This window comes from Shewanella spartinae (assembly GCF_019457555.1).
GTDB lineage: Bacteria > Pseudomonadota > Gammaproteobacteria > Enterobacterales > Shewanellaceae > Shewanella > Shewanella loihica.
On sequence record NZ_CP080418.1, the window covers coordinates 3,148,503 to 3,166,866 of the forward strand.

At 53.4% G+C, this 18,364-nt stretch carries 20 protein-coding genes; 7 read left to right on the forward strand and 13 right to left on the reverse strand.

Features of this window, described 5'->3' with window-relative positions:
- Positions 1–229: 229 nt before the first annotated feature.
- The gene (gene truC / locus K0I31_RS13745; RefSeq protein WP_220080855.1) at positions 230–1,051 is read right to left on the reverse strand and encodes a tRNA pseudouridine(65) synthase TruC; all 822 of its coding nucleotides are present in this window, start codon (positions 1,049–1,051) and stop codon (positions 230–232) included.
- Positions 1,052–1,061: 10 nt separating this feature from the next.
- Positions 1,062–1,379: a YqcC family protein gene (locus K0I31_RS13750; protein ID WP_220078745.1), complete on the reverse strand. Its 318-nt coding sequence runs from the start codon at positions 1,377–1,379 to the stop codon at positions 1,062–1,064.
- A 183-nt stretch (positions 1,380–1,562) separates the two neighbouring features.
- Here K0I31_RS13750 and K0I31_RS13755 point away from each other — a divergent pair, with 183 nt between their 5' ends.
- Both K0I31_RS13755 and K0I31_RS13760 read left to right on the forward strand, forming a co-directional pair.
- Positions 1,563–2,576, forward strand: coding sequence for a DUF3549 family protein (locus tag K0I31_RS13755; protein WP_220078746.1), 1,014 nt, complete (start codon positions 1,563–1,565; stop codon positions 2,574–2,576).
- Entirely contained in the window at positions 2,573–2,962 is a 390-nt protein-coding gene (locus K0I31_RS13760) for a DUF3301 domain-containing protein (protein ID WP_220071911.1), read from the forward strand. Before K0I31_RS13755 ends, K0I31_RS13760 begins: the two co-directional genes overlap by 4 nt.
- Positions 2,963–4,712: 1,750 nt before the next feature.
- Here the strand turns inward: K0I31_RS13760 and K0I31_RS13765 are convergent.
- Together K0I31_RS13765 and K0I31_RS13770 are read right to left on the reverse strand one after the other, a co-directional pair.
- Positions 4,713–5,012 carry an Mpo1-like protein gene (locus K0I31_RS13765; RefSeq protein ID WP_220078747.1) on the reverse strand — a complete coding sequence of 100 codons (300 nt, stop codon included), beginning with the start codon at positions 5,010–5,012 and terminating at the stop codon, positions 4,713–4,715.
- Positions 5,005–5,655 carry a GNAT family N-acetyltransferase gene (locus tag K0I31_RS13770; RefSeq protein WP_011866445.1) on the reverse strand — a complete coding sequence of 217 codons (651 nt, stop codon included), beginning with the start codon at positions 5,653–5,655 and terminating at the stop codon, positions 5,005–5,007. Before K0I31_RS13770 ends, K0I31_RS13765 begins: the two co-directional genes overlap by 8 nt.
- A gap of 140 nt (positions 5,656–5,795) precedes the next feature.
- Between K0I31_RS13770 and K0I31_RS13775 the strand changes: the two genes are divergently transcribed.
- Complete coding sequence (locus K0I31_RS13775) at positions 5,796–6,026, forward strand: DUF2789 domain-containing protein (protein WP_220078748.1); 231 nt, start codon at positions 5,796–5,798, stop codon at positions 6,024–6,026.
- Positions 6,027–6,173: 147 nt separating this feature from the next.
- Here K0I31_RS13775 and K0I31_RS13780 read toward each other — a convergent pair whose 3' ends face one another.
- On the reverse strand, positions 6,174–6,545 hold the full coding sequence (locus K0I31_RS13780; protein WP_144200280.1) for a DUF3192 domain-containing protein: 372 nt from the start codon (positions 6,543–6,545) through the stop codon (positions 6,174–6,176).
- A gap of 147 nt (positions 6,546–6,692) precedes the next feature.
- Between K0I31_RS13780 and K0I31_RS13785 the strand changes: the two genes are divergently transcribed.
- Positions 6,693–7,028, forward strand: coding sequence for a hypothetical protein (locus tag K0I31_RS13785; RefSeq protein WP_220078749.1), 336 nt, complete (start codon positions 6,693–6,695; stop codon positions 7,026–7,028).
- Positions 7,028–7,801, forward strand: coding sequence for a Zn-ribbon-containing protein (locus K0I31_RS13790; RefSeq protein ID WP_220078750.1), 774 nt, complete (start codon positions 7,028–7,030; stop codon positions 7,799–7,801). The genes K0I31_RS13785 and K0I31_RS13790 overlap by 1 nt, the downstream gene beginning before the upstream one ends.
- 54 nt (positions 7,802–7,855) lie before the next feature.
- Here the strand turns inward: K0I31_RS13790 and syd are convergent, their stop codons facing one another.
- On the reverse strand, positions 7,856–8,518 hold the full coding sequence (syd, locus tag K0I31_RS13795; RefSeq protein ID WP_220078751.1) for a SecY-interacting protein: 663 nt from the start codon (positions 8,516–8,518) through the stop codon (positions 7,856–7,858).
- A gap of 60 nt (positions 8,519–8,578) precedes the next feature.
- Here syd and queF point away from each other — a divergent pair, with 60 nt between their 5' ends.
- Positions 8,579–9,436: an NADPH-dependent 7-cyano-7-deazaguanine reductase QueF gene (gene queF, locus K0I31_RS13800; RefSeq protein ID WP_220078752.1), complete on the forward strand. Its 858-nt coding sequence runs from the start codon at positions 8,579–8,581 to the stop codon at positions 9,434–9,436.
- Between the two features lie 332 nt (positions 9,437–9,768).
- Positions 9,769–10,959: an alginate export family protein gene (locus tag K0I31_RS13805; protein ID WP_220078753.1), complete on the forward strand. Its 1,191-nt coding sequence runs from the start codon at positions 9,769–9,771 to the stop codon at positions 10,957–10,959.
- Positions 10,960–11,160: 201 nt separating this feature from the next.
- Here the strand turns inward: K0I31_RS13805 and K0I31_RS13810 are convergent, their stop codons facing one another.
- The 7 genes from K0I31_RS13810 to K0I31_RS13840 all read right to left on the reverse strand — a co-directional run bounded on the left by K0I31_RS13810 (position 11,161) and on the right by K0I31_RS13840 (position 18,241).
- Positions 11,161–12,042 carry a 4'-phosphopantetheinyl transferase family protein gene (locus K0I31_RS13810; RefSeq protein WP_220078754.1) on the reverse strand — a complete coding sequence of 294 codons (882 nt, stop codon included), beginning with the start codon at positions 12,040–12,042 and terminating at the stop codon, positions 11,161–11,163.
- Between the two features lie 209 nt (positions 12,043–12,251).
- Positions 12,252–13,559: a TonB-dependent receptor gene (locus tag K0I31_RS13815; protein ID WP_220078755.1), complete on the reverse strand. Its 1,308-nt coding sequence runs from the start codon at positions 13,557–13,559 to the stop codon at positions 12,252–12,254.
- A gap of 43 nt (positions 13,560–13,602) precedes the next feature.
- The gene (locus K0I31_RS13820) at positions 13,603–14,286 is read right to left on the reverse strand and encodes an ABC transporter ATP-binding protein (RefSeq protein ID WP_220078756.1); all 684 of its coding nucleotides are present in this window, start codon (positions 14,284–14,286) and stop codon (positions 13,603–13,605) included.
- A gap of 21 nt (positions 14,287–14,307) precedes the next feature.
- A complete protein-coding gene (locus tag K0I31_RS13825; RefSeq protein ID WP_258406499.1) occupies positions 14,308–15,576 on the reverse strand; it encodes an ABC transporter permease in 1,269 nt (422 codons plus the stop codon).
- Positions 15,560–16,792, reverse strand: coding sequence for an ABC transporter permease (locus K0I31_RS13830; protein ID WP_220078757.1), 1,233 nt, complete (start codon positions 16,790–16,792; stop codon positions 15,560–15,562). The genes K0I31_RS13825 and K0I31_RS13830 overlap by 17 nt, the downstream gene beginning before the upstream one ends.
- A 109-nt stretch (positions 16,793–16,901) precedes the next feature.
- Positions 16,902–17,744 carry an outer membrane lipoprotein-sorting protein gene (locus K0I31_RS13835; RefSeq protein WP_220078758.1) on the reverse strand — a complete coding sequence of 281 codons (843 nt, stop codon included), beginning with the start codon at positions 17,742–17,744 and terminating at the stop codon, positions 16,902–16,904.
- A 137-nt stretch (positions 17,745–17,881) separates the two neighbouring features.
- On the reverse strand, positions 17,882–18,241 hold the full coding sequence (locus K0I31_RS13840) for a cupin domain-containing protein (RefSeq protein WP_220078759.1): 360 nt from the start codon (positions 18,239–18,241) through the stop codon (positions 17,882–17,884).
- Positions 18,242–18,364: the final 123 nt, after the last annotated feature.

Genomic DNA, 18,364 nt, shown 5'->3' on the forward strand with positions numbered 1-18,364 from the left:
ACCGTTCAGTCCCTCTCGCTCAACCCGCATCCCCCATCAGAAATTGACCTCCCCGAAGAGAAGCTATCGCCCCTCACAGCCATCAAATCGGCCTGCGCGCTGGTCAAGTAACCCTAAAGCCCGAACTTCAAGTATCGAGTCACGGGCCTTTAGGGTTAGGCGGAATAAACTTATCTAGGCGCACGCCGTTTTGCGCTCGCTGTTTAGCGTTACCTTTATGCCTAAAACATTAAGCCTCACAGATAAGTAACGCTTGTTCGCCACTCAGCTGCTGGTCATCCCAGCCGAACAGTTCAAACAGCGACAGCCACTCGGCCTCGAGCTCTGTCTCCACCGCTATTCGCTCGCCGCTTCGAGGATGATTGAACTCAAGTTTCTTGGCGATCAGCCACAAACGATTGATGCCACTATGCTCGCGCATGAAACGGTTCTGCTTGCCGTCACCATGGGTGGTATCACCAATGATGGGATGACGCAGATGGGCCATATGCCGACGCAGCTGATGCTTGCGCCCTGTATGGGGAGTTAGCTGAACCAAGGCATAGCGACTGCTGGCATAGCGGCCAGAAGGATAAGGGATCTCACAATTGAGTAAGGGGTGATAACTGGTCTGCGCCTCCTGCGCCGCCTTGTTAGGGTCGACATTCTTGTCACCCAGCTCGTCGAGCTCTTGCTTCAAAGGGTAGTCCAGCAGCCCAGGCTCGTGCATGTTCCCCCTGACCAGAGCAACATAATGCTTTTGCACCGACTTGCTGGCGAACTGTTCACACAACTGGTTCGCCATCTCACTGCTCTTGGCAAACAGCAGCACACCCGAGGTCGGTCTGTCGAGACGATGGACGGGAAACACATGGCAGCCCACCAGATCCCGCGTCATCTGCATGGCGAAATATTTTTCCCGCCGCGCAAGGTAGCTGCGATGCACCAGCAGACCAGCGGGTTTGTGGATGGCGACAAGATCGTCATCTTCATAGAGGATCTCGATTGTCGGTGCCGCTTCGACGACAAGGCTGTCATCGTCGCCAGCTAGCCGCTCATTAAGGTTTTCCATGGTTTCAGGGTTAGTTAGATCCACTCAAATGCTCATCTAATTGATTAATAATGGTGATTAATACTCGCATCTCGGCCCTACCTTGCCACACATGCTCGGCCATGGGAGCCAAGGCAATCTGACTGGGCAGCGCGCCATTGACCGCGATGATCTCGCCCATCTTGGGCAGAAAGATAAACTGCAACCACTGCTCAAATGTCATCGACTCGCAGGCAAAGGGCGTCGGGTCCGCCATCGCCTCGGCAGAAGGCGGCTGGTCTTGCCACAAATGCAGTCGTTTCAATTCGGCTTCGATAAGCCCCAGCTGTTTTTCGGTATAGAGAGACACACTCACCTCAATGATAATGATCGCCGTGGCGCCTAAGCCTTTACATGAACCCAAGTCAGCACATGAGTCAGTACAAGAACTTTAGCCTGCGAGCTATTTCGGCCGAAATTGTACCATCTCAGCGGACTTCTCCCTATAATAAGCGCCATTTAATCTGTTCCCTGTAAGTAAAACGGCATTCTAATGACTGAAATTACCACTCTTACTCAATTTCTCAGCACGGCTAACACCCAATTCCAAGTCTATGATCTCGGCCGCCGGGTACAGCATATTGACATGATGGCCTTCTCCCAGATTGAGGCGCTCCAGGCCCCTTATCCCTCGCCTATCCAAGGCCATGCCCAATTTGCCATCGTCTTCTGGGACGACTCCAACCAACACTTCATCTGGTTCCTTAAGCTCCCCTTGGATGAACGAGGCCTACTCTCACCTGCGCCGAGAACCCAGTTTATTCGTATGGTGATAGAGGCGCTGGGCAGCGATCCAACCCAGGCACTCTCACAAGATCAGCAAGACAAGCTCGCCAACCATCCTTTCGCCTTTAAACCGAGTGCGGAGAAACTTGCGCTCTTCAACGCCTTGGTACGTAAACAGCTGGGCCTACCCGCCTCGGCGCAATATGAATTTGCCTATCAATACCTATCGGGGCAAGTTTCACCTGAGCGTTGGCAAGATGTGGGGTTACAGGGATTAGCGGATATCTGTGTGCGCGCCACGGCGCTCGACCACAATGAGCAGCTGCTTAACGCCTTTGAACACAGCGCAGACGAAGTCAAGATAGCCCTGTGCCAACAGCTGGAGCACATCACACTCGAGGCGCCTTTAGCCGAGCGGCTGTTAAGCGCGTTTTATCAAGCCAGTCCCGAACATAGACTCTACTACCTGCGCGCCTTAGCCTCGGCGCCAGCCCTTGCTCAGCAAGCGATACAGTACCTGGATGAGCAAGATGCGCTGGATGACAACGCCTTGATCACCATAGCGGGCCGAAATTGGACCGCATTAAAAGACGATCAGTCTCGCAAGATCTATCTCGAGGCCTTAGCAAAACAACCCCAGGGCTTCTTTAACCAGATCTTTGCTGATATTGTGGCAATTCCAGCGATACGAACTCAACTCTTGATGGCATTAAGAGACAGCGAACGCAGCCAGGCCCTCGCCAATGCCATAGGTGGACTCTTTAGGGTGACCAAAGCATGATGACAGACTTTTTAATGATCGCCGCGCTGGTGATCATTGCTGCCTTTTTCTGGCAATTACGCCAGATGGCCGAACTGAGCCGGGTATTTGCCAGCAGTGAATGTAAGAAGCAGCGAGTGCAGCTCCTGGCTATCGCCATGGAATCTGCCCGCCCCAGCGTAGGGGGCACTAGCGGGCTGACCTGGAAAGCCAAGTTCTTGATGGAGTTCAGCACCGACGGTATCAATCAATATCGCGCCCATATCTGGATGCATGGTAAGAAGATAGAGAAGATTCAGTGGCCTATCTTTCCCGAACCCGAATGGTTGCAAGCCCCAGAGGCACGAGGTTCGGTCGGCGGCAGTTGTGGCAGTCGCGGCGGTTGCAACTCTGGCGGCTGCAAATAAGCCATCAAGCACGCATCGACGGCTGCCTCGCATTCCAATGCTTACTCAAATTAACAGTCAGTCTGCAGCCATGCATAATACCAATCGTAGTAAATAACTGATCATGCTAGCTTGTTAAAACGTCCGATAACGGTGTTATCATTTTTGATTGTAGAATAACTACTTATCAAAAAATGCTGCCTTATTCTCGAACGTTTTTCCCGCGCTATTTCTGATCACTTACTTACCGTGATTGGTATAAATCCAGGCACCTGCCATTACAACAGAGCTACTGTTCTAAAACCCAGATAAAGAAAAAGCGCGGCTCAATTAAGAGTCGCGCCTTCTATCTTTTTCGCTAAGCAATCCAGCTATTTTAGTGCTCCCTGCTCCATCCTTGCGAATTTATGCTCCTTGCATCTTCCTTGGTCCATCTATTCCTTGTACCTTTTAGCACTTCCATACTAAGGTACCGTCCCTGAGCTTGATCATCCATTTACCAAGTTTGCTTAATCCCTAAGCATGTCCAGTCTCTTCCTTGGGATTCCTTTCCTACACTCCTTGTCATCTACCATCCTAGGTAGATATCCATCATCCGTGAGTGTTCGGCCTTCCCTAGTTGTCGACTCTTCCGTGAGTTGCCATCCTTGTACCATCCTTGCCATCATCATCCTGATGATGTGTAGGTCATCCTGACCCTTCCCTGCGCATTCATCCTTGAACACTGTTAATTCTAGTGTCCCTGTCGCCCAATAATAGGGATGGAAAAAATTCTGCTTAAGGAGTCACATTATTGCCATCTTGGTAATTAACAGTAAGCGCATGAATTTAATAATAAATAAGCAAGGTTACAGATATAGACAGCATGTTATCAGCTTTATCTCGCACATCAATGTAAGAGATGTCTCACACGGCGGCGGGCACTTTCTGTGAGCAAAGGCCAACTCCAGCAAAACCTTTCACTCAATGCCCCCAGAACTCTGGATTCCCCAGCTAAAAAGAAGGGCTAAAAAAATCGAGCAGAAAAAGAAAAGGCGCACTTTATAGTGCGCCTTTCTATACTCTTGTGTTAGCCATCCTGCTATCGCCGTGCTCCCTGCATCATCCTGATCACATCGGCGTCCTGCCGTCTCCAATTCCTGAGACATCCTGTCTTATTCTTCCCTGGGTGGTCGACTCATTCAACCACGCTCCCACATCCTATGGGCTCCAACGCGTCCTGCCATTATCCAATTATGCTTACTCTTACCTGTTCCCTGGTAAGCAATTCCTTGATAAACATCCTTGGTTACACTCACAATCCCTTGAGTGACAATCCTTTTAGAAACAGTCCATTTAGCTGAAGTCCATTTCGCGATAATCCCTATCGCCTATCGTCCTAAAGCATCCTGCTCTCATCCCTGACGCTAAGATTCTCGCTTCCTCGACAATCTTGCTATCCTTGGCTTTCCTTCGCCGTCCGTATTGCTTAAGTAAGCTCCTTAACTTGAGTTCAGTATACTTACCGCTGCGCCAGAATGTACGCCATCAAAAACAATTGTGAACAGCTTAAATTTTAGCCAAAGACAAATATGCAGTTAACTTATTGAACATTAATGATATTCAAATATCCGCAGGCGAAAACAGGGTTAATTTCAGGAGAAAGACTCACATGTTTGTAAGCGATCTCTCACAAACGGCTTGGCAAATTGTGAGTAGGCACATCTTAAGGGTTTTATAATGATGTCTGTGATCACACGACCTCCCCCGTGACAGTCGCGGGATAAAGCTGTCATCGACGGCCCGTTAGCCACTGGGCCAACATAACCCAGTCGGCAAAGAAGCTGTATAAAGGGTACTCGAAGGTTGCCGGCCGGTTTCGCTCAAACACGAAATGCCCTATCCAGGCTGCGCCATAACCCAGAACAGGCAGCAGCCAGAGTAGCCAATACTTGGCCAGCACTAAGGCCACCACCAGGAGCGCGATCACTGACAGGCTCCCCACATAATGCAAGGCGCGGCATCTGGGATCCCTATGTTGCGACTGGTAGAAGGGATAGAAGTCTTTGAAGCTGGTGTAGCGCTTACTCAATCTCAGGGCTCCGGTAGAAAAGCAGCTCGCCCGGCACGCCGCCTATAACGAGGCGCTCGATGGGGGCAAAATCCATGGAGGAAAACAGGTGGGCATGATCATCTTGGGTCACATAAACCCCAACCCCTTCGAGCTCGGGTTGCTCGTCACACCAGCTCATCACCGCCTGGATCAAACGTCTACCTAACCCCTTATGCTGCTCGATCGGTGTGACGGCAATAAACTGCAATATGCCACATTGAGTGCTGGGTAGATGCTCTAGAATCGAAGATTCTTTCTTCATCAGCGCCTGGGTCGACTGCCAGCCGGCGCTCAACAACATCTTCAGGCGCCAATGCCAGTATCTGGCCTCCCCCAATGGCACCTGCTGGGTCACGATACAGGCCAAGCCAATCAGGCGCTCCTCCTCAAACAGGCCAATCAATGCCTGCTCCTCTTGCCACAGGGTGTGCAGTTCCTCGCGAATGGCACCGCGTAGCTTCTGCTCATATTGCGCCTTGTCTCCCTTATGCAGGGCAGCAATAAAGAAGGGGTCGTCATGGTAGGCGTTATAGAGAATCGAGGCGGCGACGCGTAGGTCTTCGGCGGTTAAATAGACAGCTTTATAGGTTTCGTTAACAGGTGGGGTAGCTGTTGTCATCATTGCTGTTATTCCTTGATCCAGATCAACATGGTCCAATGTAACAAGCTTGTAAAAAAGTGCAAACTTTAATCGATTCGAAACTTTATCAATTTATCGCATACTAAATAGAAGCACCTCATCATCAACAAGCGAGGGATAAGATGGACATCACACAACCGGATCTAGCCACCCTATTTGACCAACTCGGCCTGCCGAGTGAACCCGATGCCGTTGAGGCTTTCATCAAGCAGCATTCCATCGCCGCGGAGATCCATATCGCCGAGGCCCCCTTTTGGACCCAGGCCCAGAGGAATTTTTTAGCCGAAGCCTTAGCAGAAGATGCCATGTGGACAGAGGTGATCGATCACCTCGATGCCCAGCTTCGCACTTAGATAGCGAGGCTTAAACATCCTCTTATGACTCGGGTATCTGGGACTAAAGAATAGGCTTAAAAATTGGCTTCGAAAAGTCTCACTTGTGAATGGCTTATACAAAAAAGGCAAGCCGAACTGGCTTGCCTTTTTACTAAAGAGTATCCATTACATGTTGTGGTAGGCCTTCTCACCCCAGCCCACGACGCGATTGTCTGTGATCACGATAGGCGTGCATTCATCCTTGGTGGTGGTGCCATCTTCCCGCGTACGCTGGGTACGGTAGTAGAGCACGTTGATCGTCTTATCTTGCTTGGTATAGGCCTCGTTAAAATCGGCGGTGCCCATAAGCGTCATCACCTGATCGCGCGTCATCCCCAAGGACAACTTAGACAAATTCACGCGATTTTGCTCCTGCACGCGCTCCCAAGAATTACCCGTGCTCCAGCCCTTGTCACCTTCACCCACATTCAATACACACCCAGATAGCACTAAACTGGTCGCGCCGAAGACCAATGCTGTTATTAATTTTGTTTTCACTTTCACGTCCTGTTTATCTATTATAACTGGATTCAGGTAAAGCAAAGCTTATGCCAAACAGACATATCCATATTTTTCAATACCTTGTAACAATCAAAGGTTCGAGTGTATGTCTGTCAGGCTAAAAAGTAAGGAATTTCACCAATCATGAGTCCACTCGAACAGGTGCTGGTCGCCGCACGTAAATTGAGTCTGGCGGGTAAGCCTCCCAGCCTGGCATTGATCAAGGCAAGTCTGGGCAACTCGCTTCCCATGCCTATCCTGGTTCAAGGATTACAACGCTTTAAATCTATGTCAGCCGATGAGCAGGCGGCGATAGTGGTAACCACAAGCGCGCCAGCAGCAAATGTCCAAAGCGACGACGCTATGCCAACGCTGGCCCAGCTCGCCGAGCAGGTTGCCAGGCTCACAGCCAATCAACAGGCCTTGGTTGAGCGTATCAGCGAACTCGAAGCCAAATTAAACGACAAGGACCCTCGCTGATGCACGTGGTGGAACTCAGATTCGAGTGTTTTGACAACACCACTATCACGGCCGCCGAACGCGCGATTAATGGTCTGCTGGAAGCCTACCGGGCCAATGGCCAGGTACTAGGCCGTGAATTTGCCGTGGCCTTCAACGAAGGGGAGTTCAGGGTGCGCCTGCTGCTGCCAGAAAAGAGTAGCCTAGCCAAACGCTTCAACAGCCCCTGGGTCAACTATGCCCTCGAGGAGCTCACCCAGGCTAAGCTGCTGCATCCAAGGGAAAAATATATCGGCCAGGATATCAACTCTGAAGTCAGCAGCACAGAGACCCCCAGCTGGCAACTGCTCTACACCAGCTATGTACACATGTGCTCGCCGCTACGAAACGGCGATACCCTGCAACCCATTCCCCTGTATCAGATCCCCGCGACCTTCAACGGCGATCACAAGCGGGTGATCAAGTGGCAAACCGAATGGCAGGCCTGCGATGAGCTGCAGATGGCGGCGGCCACCAAGGCAGAGTTCGCCGCCTTAGATGAATTGAGCCAGTGTGACAGCGACCTGTTTCGCCGTGGCTGGGATCTGCGTGGACGCATCGAATACCTCACCAAGATCCCCACCTACTACTACCTATACCGCGTGGGCGGCGAGAGCCTGGCCGCCGAGCAGCAAAGGCCCTGTCCACGCTGCGGCAACACTCACTGGCTATTGGAAACCCCTTTGTTGGATCTGTTCCACTTCAGGTGCGACAACTGCCGCGTCGTCTCCAACATCTCATGGGATCATCTCTAATGGCGTTTCGCGCTCACTCTCTTCTCGCGAGCTAATTATCTTTTAGCACGCCGACTATCTCCTTGAGCCTAGGTGCCGCCACATGGTCTTGAGTCGTTGCCAAATCCCGGGATGATCCGTCTCGGGCATAGGCGCTTCGACCGGCTTTTGTGGCGGGCAGACTCGCGGGCGAAGAGAGGCGATAAAATCCTCCAGGCTAGCGGCCAGTTGACGATGTGGCTGCTCCCCTGGGATCTCTATCCAGACGCTGCCGGTCTCGTTCTCCACCACCAGCATCTCATCCCCCTCCCCAAGCACACCGATAAACCAGGTCGCAGGCTGTTTCAGCTTCTGCTTCATCATCAGATGGCCGATAAGGTTTTGCTGCAGATATTCGAAATCTTGTTGGTTCCAGGGCTGCAACAACTCACCCTCACCAAAGTCTGAGTCAAACATCAACGGCGCCGCAAAGTAACGCCCGTAGAAGGCCTGTATGCTTGGATGCAGTGTGATTGAGAGGGCATGCTCTATGTTATCGAACTGTCCCTGGCTGTCGCGTTTTACCGCCTGCCACTGCACCGACCGCTCGGGCGATGCATCGACCTTCTCCTGATCACACTCCAGCACGCAGGGAGAGGCCTCCCCCTGCGGGAAATAACGGGGCGATTCACCCAGTCTATCGCTATAGGCTTGATGATAAAGCGTAAAAAATTGATCCAGTGCAGGCAAAGAAGACACTTAGCAGTTACCCGAATTTTAAGTATAATGTGCGCCTATTTTGACATGGAAAAACGATTGATGACACAGGTTCATGACCCTTATCGCGACGCCCCCGCGTTGTCCAAACTGACCTTAAGTAAATCGACCGGCTATCAAGCCCAATACGATTCCTCCCTGCTACAAGGCGTACCACGCCAGCTCAATCGGGATGCCATCGCCTTAGGCGATACCCTGCCCTTCCATGGCGCCGACATCTGGACCGGCTATGAACTCTCCTGGTTAAACGCCAAAGGCAAGCCCATGGTGGCCATCGCCGAGTTTATCCTCGACTTTAACAGCGACAATCTGATCGAGTCCAAGTCTTTCAAGCTCTATCTCAACAGCTTCAACCAAACCCGCTTCGACTCCATCGAACAGGTTCAGCAGACCCTGGCTAAGGATCTGTCGGCCTGCGCAGGCGGAGAGGTAGTGGTCAAGATCATCGAGCCAAAGCAGTTCGCCCATCAGCGCGTCGTGGAACTACCAGGCACCTGCATCGACGATCTGGATATCGAGATCGACAACTACGAATTTTCGAGCGATTATCTTATCGACAGCACAGATGACAAGAGCGTGGCGGCCGAGACACTAACATCTAACCTGTTGAAATCTAACTGTCTTATTACCTCTCAGCCTGACTGGGGCAGCGTGATGATCCGCTACCAGGGCCCAAAGATAGATCGCGAAAAATTGCTGCGCTACCTGATCTCCTTCAGGCAACACAATGAGTTTCACGAGCAGTGTGTCGAGCGCATCTTCGTCGACCTCAAGCGCCTGTGTCACTGCGCCAAGCTGACCGTCTACGCCCGCTACACCCGCCGCGGCGGCTTAGACATCAACCCCTATCGCAGCGACTTTGAAAATCCACCCGAAAACCATCGACTGGCACGCCAGTAACCTGATGAATGAAGGATTGAGCCCGCATTAAGCGGGCTTTTTGTTATAGAGACCCATTGAAGTGACAAAAGCGCTACACTCACCTCAGGTGCCACCTCATCTCACTTCATCTCACTTCATTTCACCTCAATGCATGCAAAAAATATTATTTAGCACACCTTAAAAATACCACTTTAGAGATACCTCTAATTTAGTATAAGCTCATGATCTTTATCACAATTATTGACACAAAAAATCAATCACTGTGCAACATTGTTTTAGATCAACAAACCGATCCTTTTGCAGCCCTATAACAGCTCCTGAGCAATGACCAAACAAAAGGATCACAATTAATGAAACTTCACGCCCTCAGCATCGCCGTGCTTGCTAGCTTGTCCGCCTCTGCCCTTGCGACAGAGAGCGTCGATCCCCTTAAGAAAGCCTTTATCGACGACTCTCAAGTCAAAGTGCAATTCCGCCTGCGCTATGAAGATGTGGACCTGGCCGATGTCGACCAGCAAAATCAAACCACGCTGCGTACCCGCCTGACCTATCAAACCGGCGACATCTACAAGCTATTTGCCCTGGCTGAAGTGGACGACGTGCGCTCTACCGACGATGAGCCACTGATTGCCGACTATGAATATACACAAATTAATCAGGCCTTTATCGGTTACCGCGGCCCGGCGAATACCTTGGCTCAATATGGCCGTCAGCGCATCCTGCTCGACAACCAACGCTTCGTCGGTGGTGTTGGCTTCCGTCAAAACGAACAGACCTATGATGCCTTCTCGGTGAAGAACACAGCGGTAGAAGGGCTCACGGCTTACTACGCCTATGTGAATAACGTTAATCGTATCTTCCCGGAAGGTTCGGGTAAGGATGAGCACAAGAACAAGACCCACCTGGTTAACGTTAACTACAAAGGGTTAGACTTCGTTAAGCTCAGCGGTTACGCCTATCTTATCGACAACGTCAATGTGGCCGCCTTCTCCACAGATACCTATGGTCTGCGCGCCACAGGCGATATCAAGCTGGAAAAACTCAAGTTCAACTACGAGGCGGAGTACGCCCAGCAATCTGAAGGCGGCGACAACCCTGTCAGCTACTCAGCCCCTTACTATAAGCTGGGTGCGGGGGTGAACTTCGAAGCCTTCGGCGCGAAAGTCGGCTACGAGGTGTTAGGTTCTGACGATGGCAAGGCGGGCTTTATCACGCCACTGGCCACACTACACGCCTTTAACGGCTGGACAGATAAATTCCTCTTCGGCGGCAAGGGTAACTGGGAAAACGGTATCGTAGATACTCACGTGATCCTCACCGCAAAGGTTGCAGGCTTGAAACTGTTGGCCAAGTACCACAAGTTTGATTCAGACTACGGCGATGTGGACATGGGTAAGGAATGGGGCGTCTCGGCTACCTATCCTTTCGCCAAACACTATAGCCTAGGGGTGAAATACGCCAGCTTCAGCGGCGCCGATGCTGGATATGCCTTCTCCAACGACACAGATAAACTCTGGTTGACCTTCCAGGCAAACTACTAAGCCTTTTCCTATCGCCCGAGACGGGCAATAGGCGCCAATACTCCCTGAGTAGCAACAGCTTTTTGCGGGAAAACCACAGGTGAAAACCTCGGCCTTCCCGCTTTTTTTAGCGGTAAATATCCAGCTAGCTTTTGGGCTAAATTGAAGTCTTTATTGGATGAAGTCTGTATTGAGTGAAATCTGTAGCTCGGGTAAGGCATGTCACTCAGACAACAAGGCCTGTGCACTCACCATCTCACAGCGTAAATCTAGCGGATCTGCCGATGAGAGGCTCAGCGCGAAGCGATACTCATCACCGAGTTGCCACAGCATACTCTGCCAGCCCGCAGCCGGTTGAGCCTGTTGTGGGTCATTGCCTAAATCCGTTTGCTGAGAATCTTCTTTGACGAGAAACAGGCGCACCGCCTGCTCGAGCCTACCTTGTCTGGCATCTAGCCCCTTAAAATTTAGCGCCTGATGCTGAGTCTCACTCAACTCGAAATAGAAAGATTTGAGCGAGAGTGCCAGCCCAAGCCCCTTGGCCTTAATGTAGGACTCCTTCAACGCCCAGAGATCGAAGAAACGCTGACGCTGACGCGCGCTCGGCAGCGCCAGCAGGGCCTCTCGCTCCTGGCGGGTAAAGTAATGATTCAGGATGGCATGAATGTTAGTGTTCTGCCTCAGACGCTCAATATCGACCCCGAGTTCCAGCTGAGGCGATTTAGCGATAGCCAGCAACATATAGTCGCCACTATGGCTCAGGTTAAACACCAGATGGCTGCGCGCAAAAAAAGCTTTGCTGAGCATGGGCTTACCCTTATCTAGGTAATCGAAGCGCCACTCACTCGGGGCGATAGCGCCGCCTATGTCGGAATTTAACTGGCTTTGGTTTAACTGGGTATGAGCTTTTGACAATAGCGCACGCAGATAGCACCTGACCAGGAGCCCCTTCTCCCTTGCCGGCGCCATTCGATAACGCATCACTTTCTGCTGCTCATCCAAAGGTAAGGTATCGAGCAGATACGCTTGCAGCTCGCTGCTAAGTCCCGGCAAGTTCAAGGGGCAAAGATAAAGATATAGGGAGATAGCGTCGCCAGCGGCCATGTTCAACTCGATTAATGTCCTGGGATTAATGCCCTGCGCTTAATGTCCAGCAGAGGAGGAGAAAAGATAAGAGGCCCAAGCCTAACATCTCAGGCTTTGGAGTACCACACTTGCCTTTTAGCTGAGCCTTTCAAGCTGAGCCTTTCAAGCGGCGCCGTTCAAAAGGAATCGTTCAAGCAAGGCCTTAAGCATAGGATTAGACATTCGAACTAAAAGCTCCACTTAAGCTGCAGGTAGCCCAAGGTGGAAGCCGACTGGCCGAACAGGCTGGCGCTCGAACCGTCGAAGCGCTGCGCGATCAGGCTAAGTTGCCAGTCATCCGCCAGCGAATACTGGTAGGTTAAGCCGACAAAAAAGGAGTCATCATCATAATAGCTGGCGTTGGCACTGAGACGACTGAGCGGCGTCAGATCAAAACCCAGATCCAGATAATAGGTCCAGGTGGTGAAGCTCAAGGTACGGGCCGAGAGCGGCAGATTCAGATAGAGCAAGGCGCTGTCGACGCTCAGGGGCGACGAGATATAGAGGGCGGCGCCCAGTACGCGCCAGTTGGCATCAGTGGCGAAGCTGTAATCCATCTCCAGGGTCGCCACAGTACTGGCCTCAAGTATCTGTGTCGCGCTTGCGAGCGACTGTATAGTCCTAGGCTCGGCATCGACAGGCGCCACGTATGACGTATTTATAGGATCGAAATGGCTCACCTCGCCCCGCAGCCCCGCGCCCCAAATATCGCCAGCGAATCCGCCGCCAAACACCCTGTCGTCACGGGTCTCGCCGAGTATCAGCTGCCAATCCCAGCCCAAGTCATACCCCAAGTCATCGCCGAAGTCATAGCCAAAAAAGTTATGCCCAAGATAGCGCCCGGCGTACTGACGATTCGTGCAGCCAATCGATACATCATTTATTGCGCTATCCGCCCCCTGGCTATAGACAAACTCCAGCTGGCTGGCGTAACTCAATTGGCGGCTAAGCTTAACGGCATCGACCCCGCGGCGCTCGGGATAATCGACATCATAGATGGAGTAGGCATTAAAGATATCATTGGGATTCCAAAGCGTGCTCATGGCCCAATTAACCCTAAAGCGCCCGGCGACCAGCTCCCAGTTGTCAGCAAACTGCCAGCTCAAATAAGCGCGATCTAACTGGCTGTTGCCGATCCAGCCGTCGCTATCTAGCCAGTTGGCCGACAGATCCCAGTAACCGGGATCCCAGGCAAGCAGGTCACCGTATCCCGGCAGCCTACTGCTGTCCCCGACCATGAGGCGATTGCGCAGGCCGACATTCACCCTGAGCGACTGCCAGCGATACTCGGCGTCGATACGATTATGCAGCAGGCTGTCCCAAAGCTGCTCGCCCTCGGCCGGGGCAATGACAGAGCCGAGATAACTCACATAGCCCTTGACCTGCCAGGGCTGCTCTGGCGTAACGCCAGGAATGGGCGCCGCCTGTGAGCCCCGACTTGACAAGGCACCAAGACTCAACACAGCCGCCCAAAGGCAGAGGATGGCAGTCAACATTGGCCTTAACCCAAGCTTTAGCATAAGCACTCAGCCGCCCGATTCATTGACGGCGATCCTCGACCAAGCGGCCATCTTCAAACACTATCACCCGCTTGGCCCTGGCGATCACCCGGGGATCATGGGTCGAAAAGATAAAGGTGGTGCCCTCCTGCTCATTGAGCGACTGCATGATATCCAACAGCTCGGCGGTGCTCTTAGCATCCAGGTTGGCGGTGGGCTCATCGGCCATCACAAACCTCGGTCTGGGGGCCAGTGCGCGCGCAACGGCTACCCTCTGCTGTTGCCCGCCCGACAACTTGGCGGGGATCTTATCCTGCTGGCCTGTCAGCCCTACCTGGGCGAGCAGCGCCATGGCCCGCTCGCGACACTCAGTCTCGCTATGGCCCTGCAGCTGCATAACAAACTCGACATTCTCCAGCGCCGTCAACACGGGCAGCAGGCTATAGTCCTGAAAGATAAAGCCCACATGGTCGCGGCGAAAGGCGATTAGCGCCTGCTCGCTCAGGTGGGTGATATCCTCGCCGTCGATAAACACGGCGCCGCTACTCGGACTGTCGATGCCGCCTATCATGTTAAGCAGCGTGGTCTTGCCTGAGCCGGAGGGGCCCATGATGGCGACAAACTCGCCCTGGGCTATGGTGAGGTCCAGAGACTTTACCGCCGCCACCGGAAAGTCACTCTCGGGGTTATAGATCTTAGTTAATGCTTGAATCGCTATGGTCATTAAATATCTGACTCCTTTGGCCTAATGCTTCTGCGACATGGCGTCTACCGGACGCTGCTTGACTATCTGCCTCGCAGGATAGAGGGCCGCCAGCAGGCTCACAATCACCACCATCGCCAAGGTCGAGAGATACTGGCCGAGGGTGACCTGGGGATAGAGGGTGGTCGACACCCCGAAGGCGCCGAGTCCATCGGCCATGTTACCAAGGGGGATGCCTGTGTTTACCAGCAGCGCGATCACCAATACGCTGAGCATAAGGCCAAGTAGCGCCCCCGTCAGCCCAAGCAGCAGAGACTCCAGCAGGATCAGTCCCATTATCTTGCGCTTCACCATGCCGATGGCCATCAGCACACCAAACTCCCGCGTGCGCTCAAACACCGCCATCAACATGATGTTGGCGATCCCCAGCCCCAGCGCCGAGATGAAGATCAGCAGAATCACGGCGTTGCTGGTGTCCATCTGAGCGATAATGGTAGCCAGCATGGGCTGGATCTCTTGCCAGTCGCGCACCCTGTCCTGGGGCGACAGCACGCTCGACAACCTCCTGGCAAGCGCCTTAGCGCGGCTATTGTCCAGACTATCGCTTTTTGTCAGGCGAATGGCGATCTCATGCACGCCATCCAGCCCCGCCAAGGCGGTCAGATCGGCGCGGCGCACATAGGCATTGGCCTCATCGAAGGTGCTGGAGGGGGAGCGATAGAGGCCCGCCACCCGAAACGCCGCGCCGCTAACCGCCTTATCGGCGTTGCTGAAGGTAAGCACCACCTTGGAACCCAGCCTTAACTTGAGGCGGCTCGCCGTCTTCTCCGAGATCACTATGGGATGCCGTCCACCGGCCTCGAGCCAGCCCCCCTGGGTGATGTTGTCGACGATGGGCGTCACCCTGGCCTCGGCGGCCGGATCGACGCCATTGATGCGAATACCGCGACTCGCCCGGGGCGAGGCCAGCATCCCCTGCACCACAAAGCGCGCCGAGACACCTTGCACCTCGGAGATCTCACTAAGCTTAGTCAGCACGGGCTCGGGCGCGCGTATCCGGCTATTGATATCCGGGTCGAGCAGGTAATCCTTGTTATGCACCTGCAGGTGGCTGGTCTGCCAGGCGACGGCGTTATCTATCATGTTGGCGTACATGCCTGTCATGAAGCCTAACATCACCACCACGCCCACCAAGCCAAACACCATGGCGCACACCATGATGCTGGTGCGCAGCCGGTTACGCCACAGATTGCGCCAGGCCAAAAGGGCCAACATGGGCGGATGCCAGCCAGAATTATCCTTGGTCATCATCGCCTCCTTTGAGAGCCGCAACCACCACCAGATGCTGGGTGCGCCACAGGGGATAGCAGAGGCAGAGCGCCATCAGGCTGAGGATGATGATCACCTGATTGCGCACCAGCGCCAGCGATACCTTCATGGGCATCACAGGCTCCCAGCCCATCTCGAGCATCATCTTGGCGGTCTCGCCAGTCAGAGAGATGGGGTGATAATAGAAGTAGCCTATCACCACGCTACTGACCCCAAGCCCCAGGGCCGTCCCCAAGGCGGCGATCAACAAGGATTCGATCATCACCAGGCGCAGCAAGGTCAGGCGCGCCATGCCGGTCGCCAGCATGACGCCAAACTCCCGCCTGCGCTCCAGTGTCATCATCAAGATAGTGGCAAACAGGGCGAAGCCGACGATAAGATAGAGCAGGCAGATCATAAACAGGCCGCCGGCCCTATCCAGGGCGATCTGCTGCGCCATCTCAGGGGCCAGCGACTGCCAGTCCCGTACCTTGACCCTATCACCATAAAGCACAGAAAGCCTCTCGGTCAGAGGCGCCACCTCATCTAAGTTGTCACTATGCAGTACCCAGGAGGTCACCTGATCACCGGTTGAAAACAAGCCTTGGGCCGCACTCAGAGGCATATAGACCAACTGATTGTCCAGCTGCGCCAGGGGGAAATGCAGTATGCCGGCGATAGGATAGACTCCGGCCGCCGTTTGACCATGGTAGCCCTGACCATAGAGCACCAGCTCATCGCCGACACCCAGTTTCAGATACTCCGCCAATCCTTGTCCCAGCAGCACCTGCTGGGCTCCTGGGGTTAAGTAACGACCGGCCACCAGCTTGTCATCTATACCCGAATAGTCGCTCTCAAGCTGCGGGCGCACGCCATACACCAGCACGCCTTTGGAGCGCTCCTTGCTGGAGGCCAACAGGAAAGATTCGATTCTGGGCAGGGCGTAGCTGATGTGGGGCAAGGCCTTGGCCGGGGCGATAAAATCATCATCGCCGGGCAGCAGATCTTCGATGCTCTCTGTGATGGCATATTCGGGGGATTGCAGCTGGATCAGGCCGGTGGAGAAGCGGGCACTGTTGTCGATATTGTGCTCGTAACTGCCCTCCTGCATGCTGCGCATAAAGAGGGAGAGAAACAGCGCCAGCGCCAGGGCGAAGGCGGTCAGCAGGGTGCGCCGCTTCTGCCGCCAGAGATTGCGCCACGCCAGCTTAATCAACATGCCTCACCTCTACTCTTATATCTAAGTTTCTATACCTAAGTCTTTGTACCTAAGTCCTTGTACCTAAGTCCTTGTACCTTAGCCTTAGCGTCTTAGATTTATCTCTGTGTTAGTCCCGCAGCGCCTTCATCTGCTGCTGAGAGAAGAAATCATCACCTATCTCGAAATCAAATGCCGCCTCATGGGTGATAAGCTCGGTGCGCTGCCCCGGTTTATCGGCCGGGATCATCACCATTTTGGTGGCCAAGATGCGCCCGCCCATCTCCTGAATGCCTGAGGTGGTCAGGGTGTTTACCAGCTCATCGAACTCGTCGAAAAATTCCACCTTACGCTGCAGATAATCGCGACTCGAGATCCACAGACGGATACGGCTCCAGACCACGGGCGCGTCAGGCTTGGCAAAGGCATCGATGACGAAGCAGTCATCCCCCTGAATCGATTCGTGCTGCACCAGCTGATGGCGATAGTCGACAACTATGGAGGACTGATTGATAAGGTCGTCATTGGTGAAGTCTGAGCCCATCCAAGACTGACTCAACATGGAGGGGGCTATCTTGATGATGCGCTCGATGGCGGGCACCCAGTTCCACATCTCACGGTAGCGTTTGAGAGACACGCTGCCCTTGTCCTTCGCCGGCGCCGTCACCAGTACCAGCGACAGCTCCTGCCCCTTGGTCCAGCTCTTCATGCTCATGGAGCGCGTCCAGTCCGGACGCACAATATTCATGGTCGCCACCACATAGCTGGACTTGCCGCGCATCTGCTCGTCGGCGCGGCGCACTATCTCGCGCGCCTCCAGGGCGTCGCTACTATTTATAACCGCAGTCTCGGCAATCATAGTCTCAGTAGCCAGAGTCTCAGTAACCAGAGTCTCGGCTGTCGCTGAATTTGGTGCCATACACACCAAGGCAAGGCCTAGCATGCCCGCTAACCAAGGTCTCGCTCCATCCATGTCGACGCCTCCCCCAATTGCTCAAATGCCGTGCTAAACACTAAAACTTTAGACTATAACTTGTTGTCTTAAAAGGAAACAAACGAAAGTGTGACCCGCTTTTTTTTCCCTCGCTCTAAACTTACTTAAACCTTTTCCTAAGCCTTTTCCCTGTCACCATGACTTGGCGGTGTCGAGGTCACCAGAAATTCCAGCACCTGCTCGCCGCCGTTGCGCAGGCAATGAGCCTGACCCGGCGCCACATGCATCCCCTGGTGAGCAGTGAGTCTATGCTCGATACCCTCCACCTCAAGCAGTGCCGTGCCCGACAGGATGAAGAAAAACTGCTCCGCCACCTTGTGGTAGTGACGCTGCTCGCCCCTACCCACAGGCACCCGCTCCTGAATCACGCTTAGCGCAGAACGCTTCACCAGATGCCAGCCATCACAGGCGTTGCCTTCCATATCCTGTTCGCCCCAAAGATAGTGCTCACTGTTGTCGCGACTGACCACCTTCATCGATGCCCACTCCTTATTTCCGCTGCTAGATTAATTTATGATGCGACCAAGCTAATCCTAAGACCCAGCGAGTGCAATAAGCGTCAGGGCATTTAGCTAATGCAAGATAGCGCTGGCACAAGA

Bases quoted from the DNA above. Each gene is read 5' to 3' on its own strand.
- K0I31_RS13775 (WP_220078748.1), top strand. From the start codon at position 5,796: ATGGACATCACACAACCGGATCTAGCCACCCTATTTGACCAACTCGGC.
- K0I31_RS13805 (WP_220078753.1), top strand. From the start codon at position 9,769: ATGAAACTTCACGCCCTCAGCATCGCCGTGCTTGCTAGCTTGTCCGCC.
- K0I31_RS13755 (WP_220078746.1), top strand. From the start codon at position 1,563: ATGACTGAAATTACCACTCTTACTCAATTTCTCAGCACGGCTAACACC.
- K0I31_RS13835 (WP_220078758.1), bottom strand. From the start codon at position 17,744: ATGGATGGAGCGAGACCTTGGTTAGCGGGCATGCTAGGCCTTGCCTTG.
- K0I31_RS13825 (WP_258406499.1), bottom strand. From the start codon at position 15,576: ATGATGACCAAGGATAATTCTGGCTGGCATCCGCCCATGTTGGCCCTT.
- K0I31_RS13830 (WP_220078757.1), bottom strand. From the start codon at position 16,792: ATGTTGATTAAGCTGGCGTGGCGCAATCTCTGGCGGCAGAAGCGGCGC.
- K0I31_RS13820 (WP_220078756.1), bottom strand. From the start codon at position 14,286: ATGACCATAGCGATTCAAGCATTAACTAAGATCTATAACCCCGAGAGT.
- K0I31_RS13840 (WP_220078759.1), bottom strand. From the start codon at position 18,241: ATGAAGGTGGTCAGTCGCGACAACAGTGAGCACTATCTTTGGGGCGAA.
- K0I31_RS13815 (WP_220078755.1), bottom strand. From the start codon at position 13,559: ATGTTGACTGCCATCCTCTGCCTTTGGGCGGCTGTGTTGAGTCTTGGT.
- K0I31_RS13810 (WP_220078754.1), bottom strand. From the start codon at position 12,042: ATGGCCGCTGGCGACGCTATCTCCCTATATCTTTATCTTTGCCCCTTG.
- truC (WP_220080855.1), bottom strand. From the start codon at position 1,051: ATGGAAAACCTTAATGAGCGGCTAGCTGGCGACGATGACAGCCTTGTC.
- K0I31_RS13785 (WP_220078749.1), top strand. From the start codon at position 6,693: ATGAGTCCACTCGAACAGGTGCTGGTCGCCGCACGTAAATTGAGTCTG.
- K0I31_RS13760 (WP_220071911.1), top strand. From the start codon at position 2,573: ATGATGACAGACTTTTTAATGATCGCCGCGCTGGTGATCATTGCTGCC.
- K0I31_RS13770 (WP_011866445.1), bottom strand. From the start codon at position 5,655: ATGATGACAACAGCTACCCCACCTGTTAACGAAACCTATAAAGCTGTC.
- K0I31_RS13790 (WP_220078750.1), top strand. From the start codon at position 7,028: ATGCACGTGGTGGAACTCAGATTCGAGTGTTTTGACAACACCACTATC.
- queF (WP_220078752.1), top strand. From the start codon at position 8,579: ATGACACAGGTTCATGACCCTTATCGCGACGCCCCCGCGTTGTCCAAA.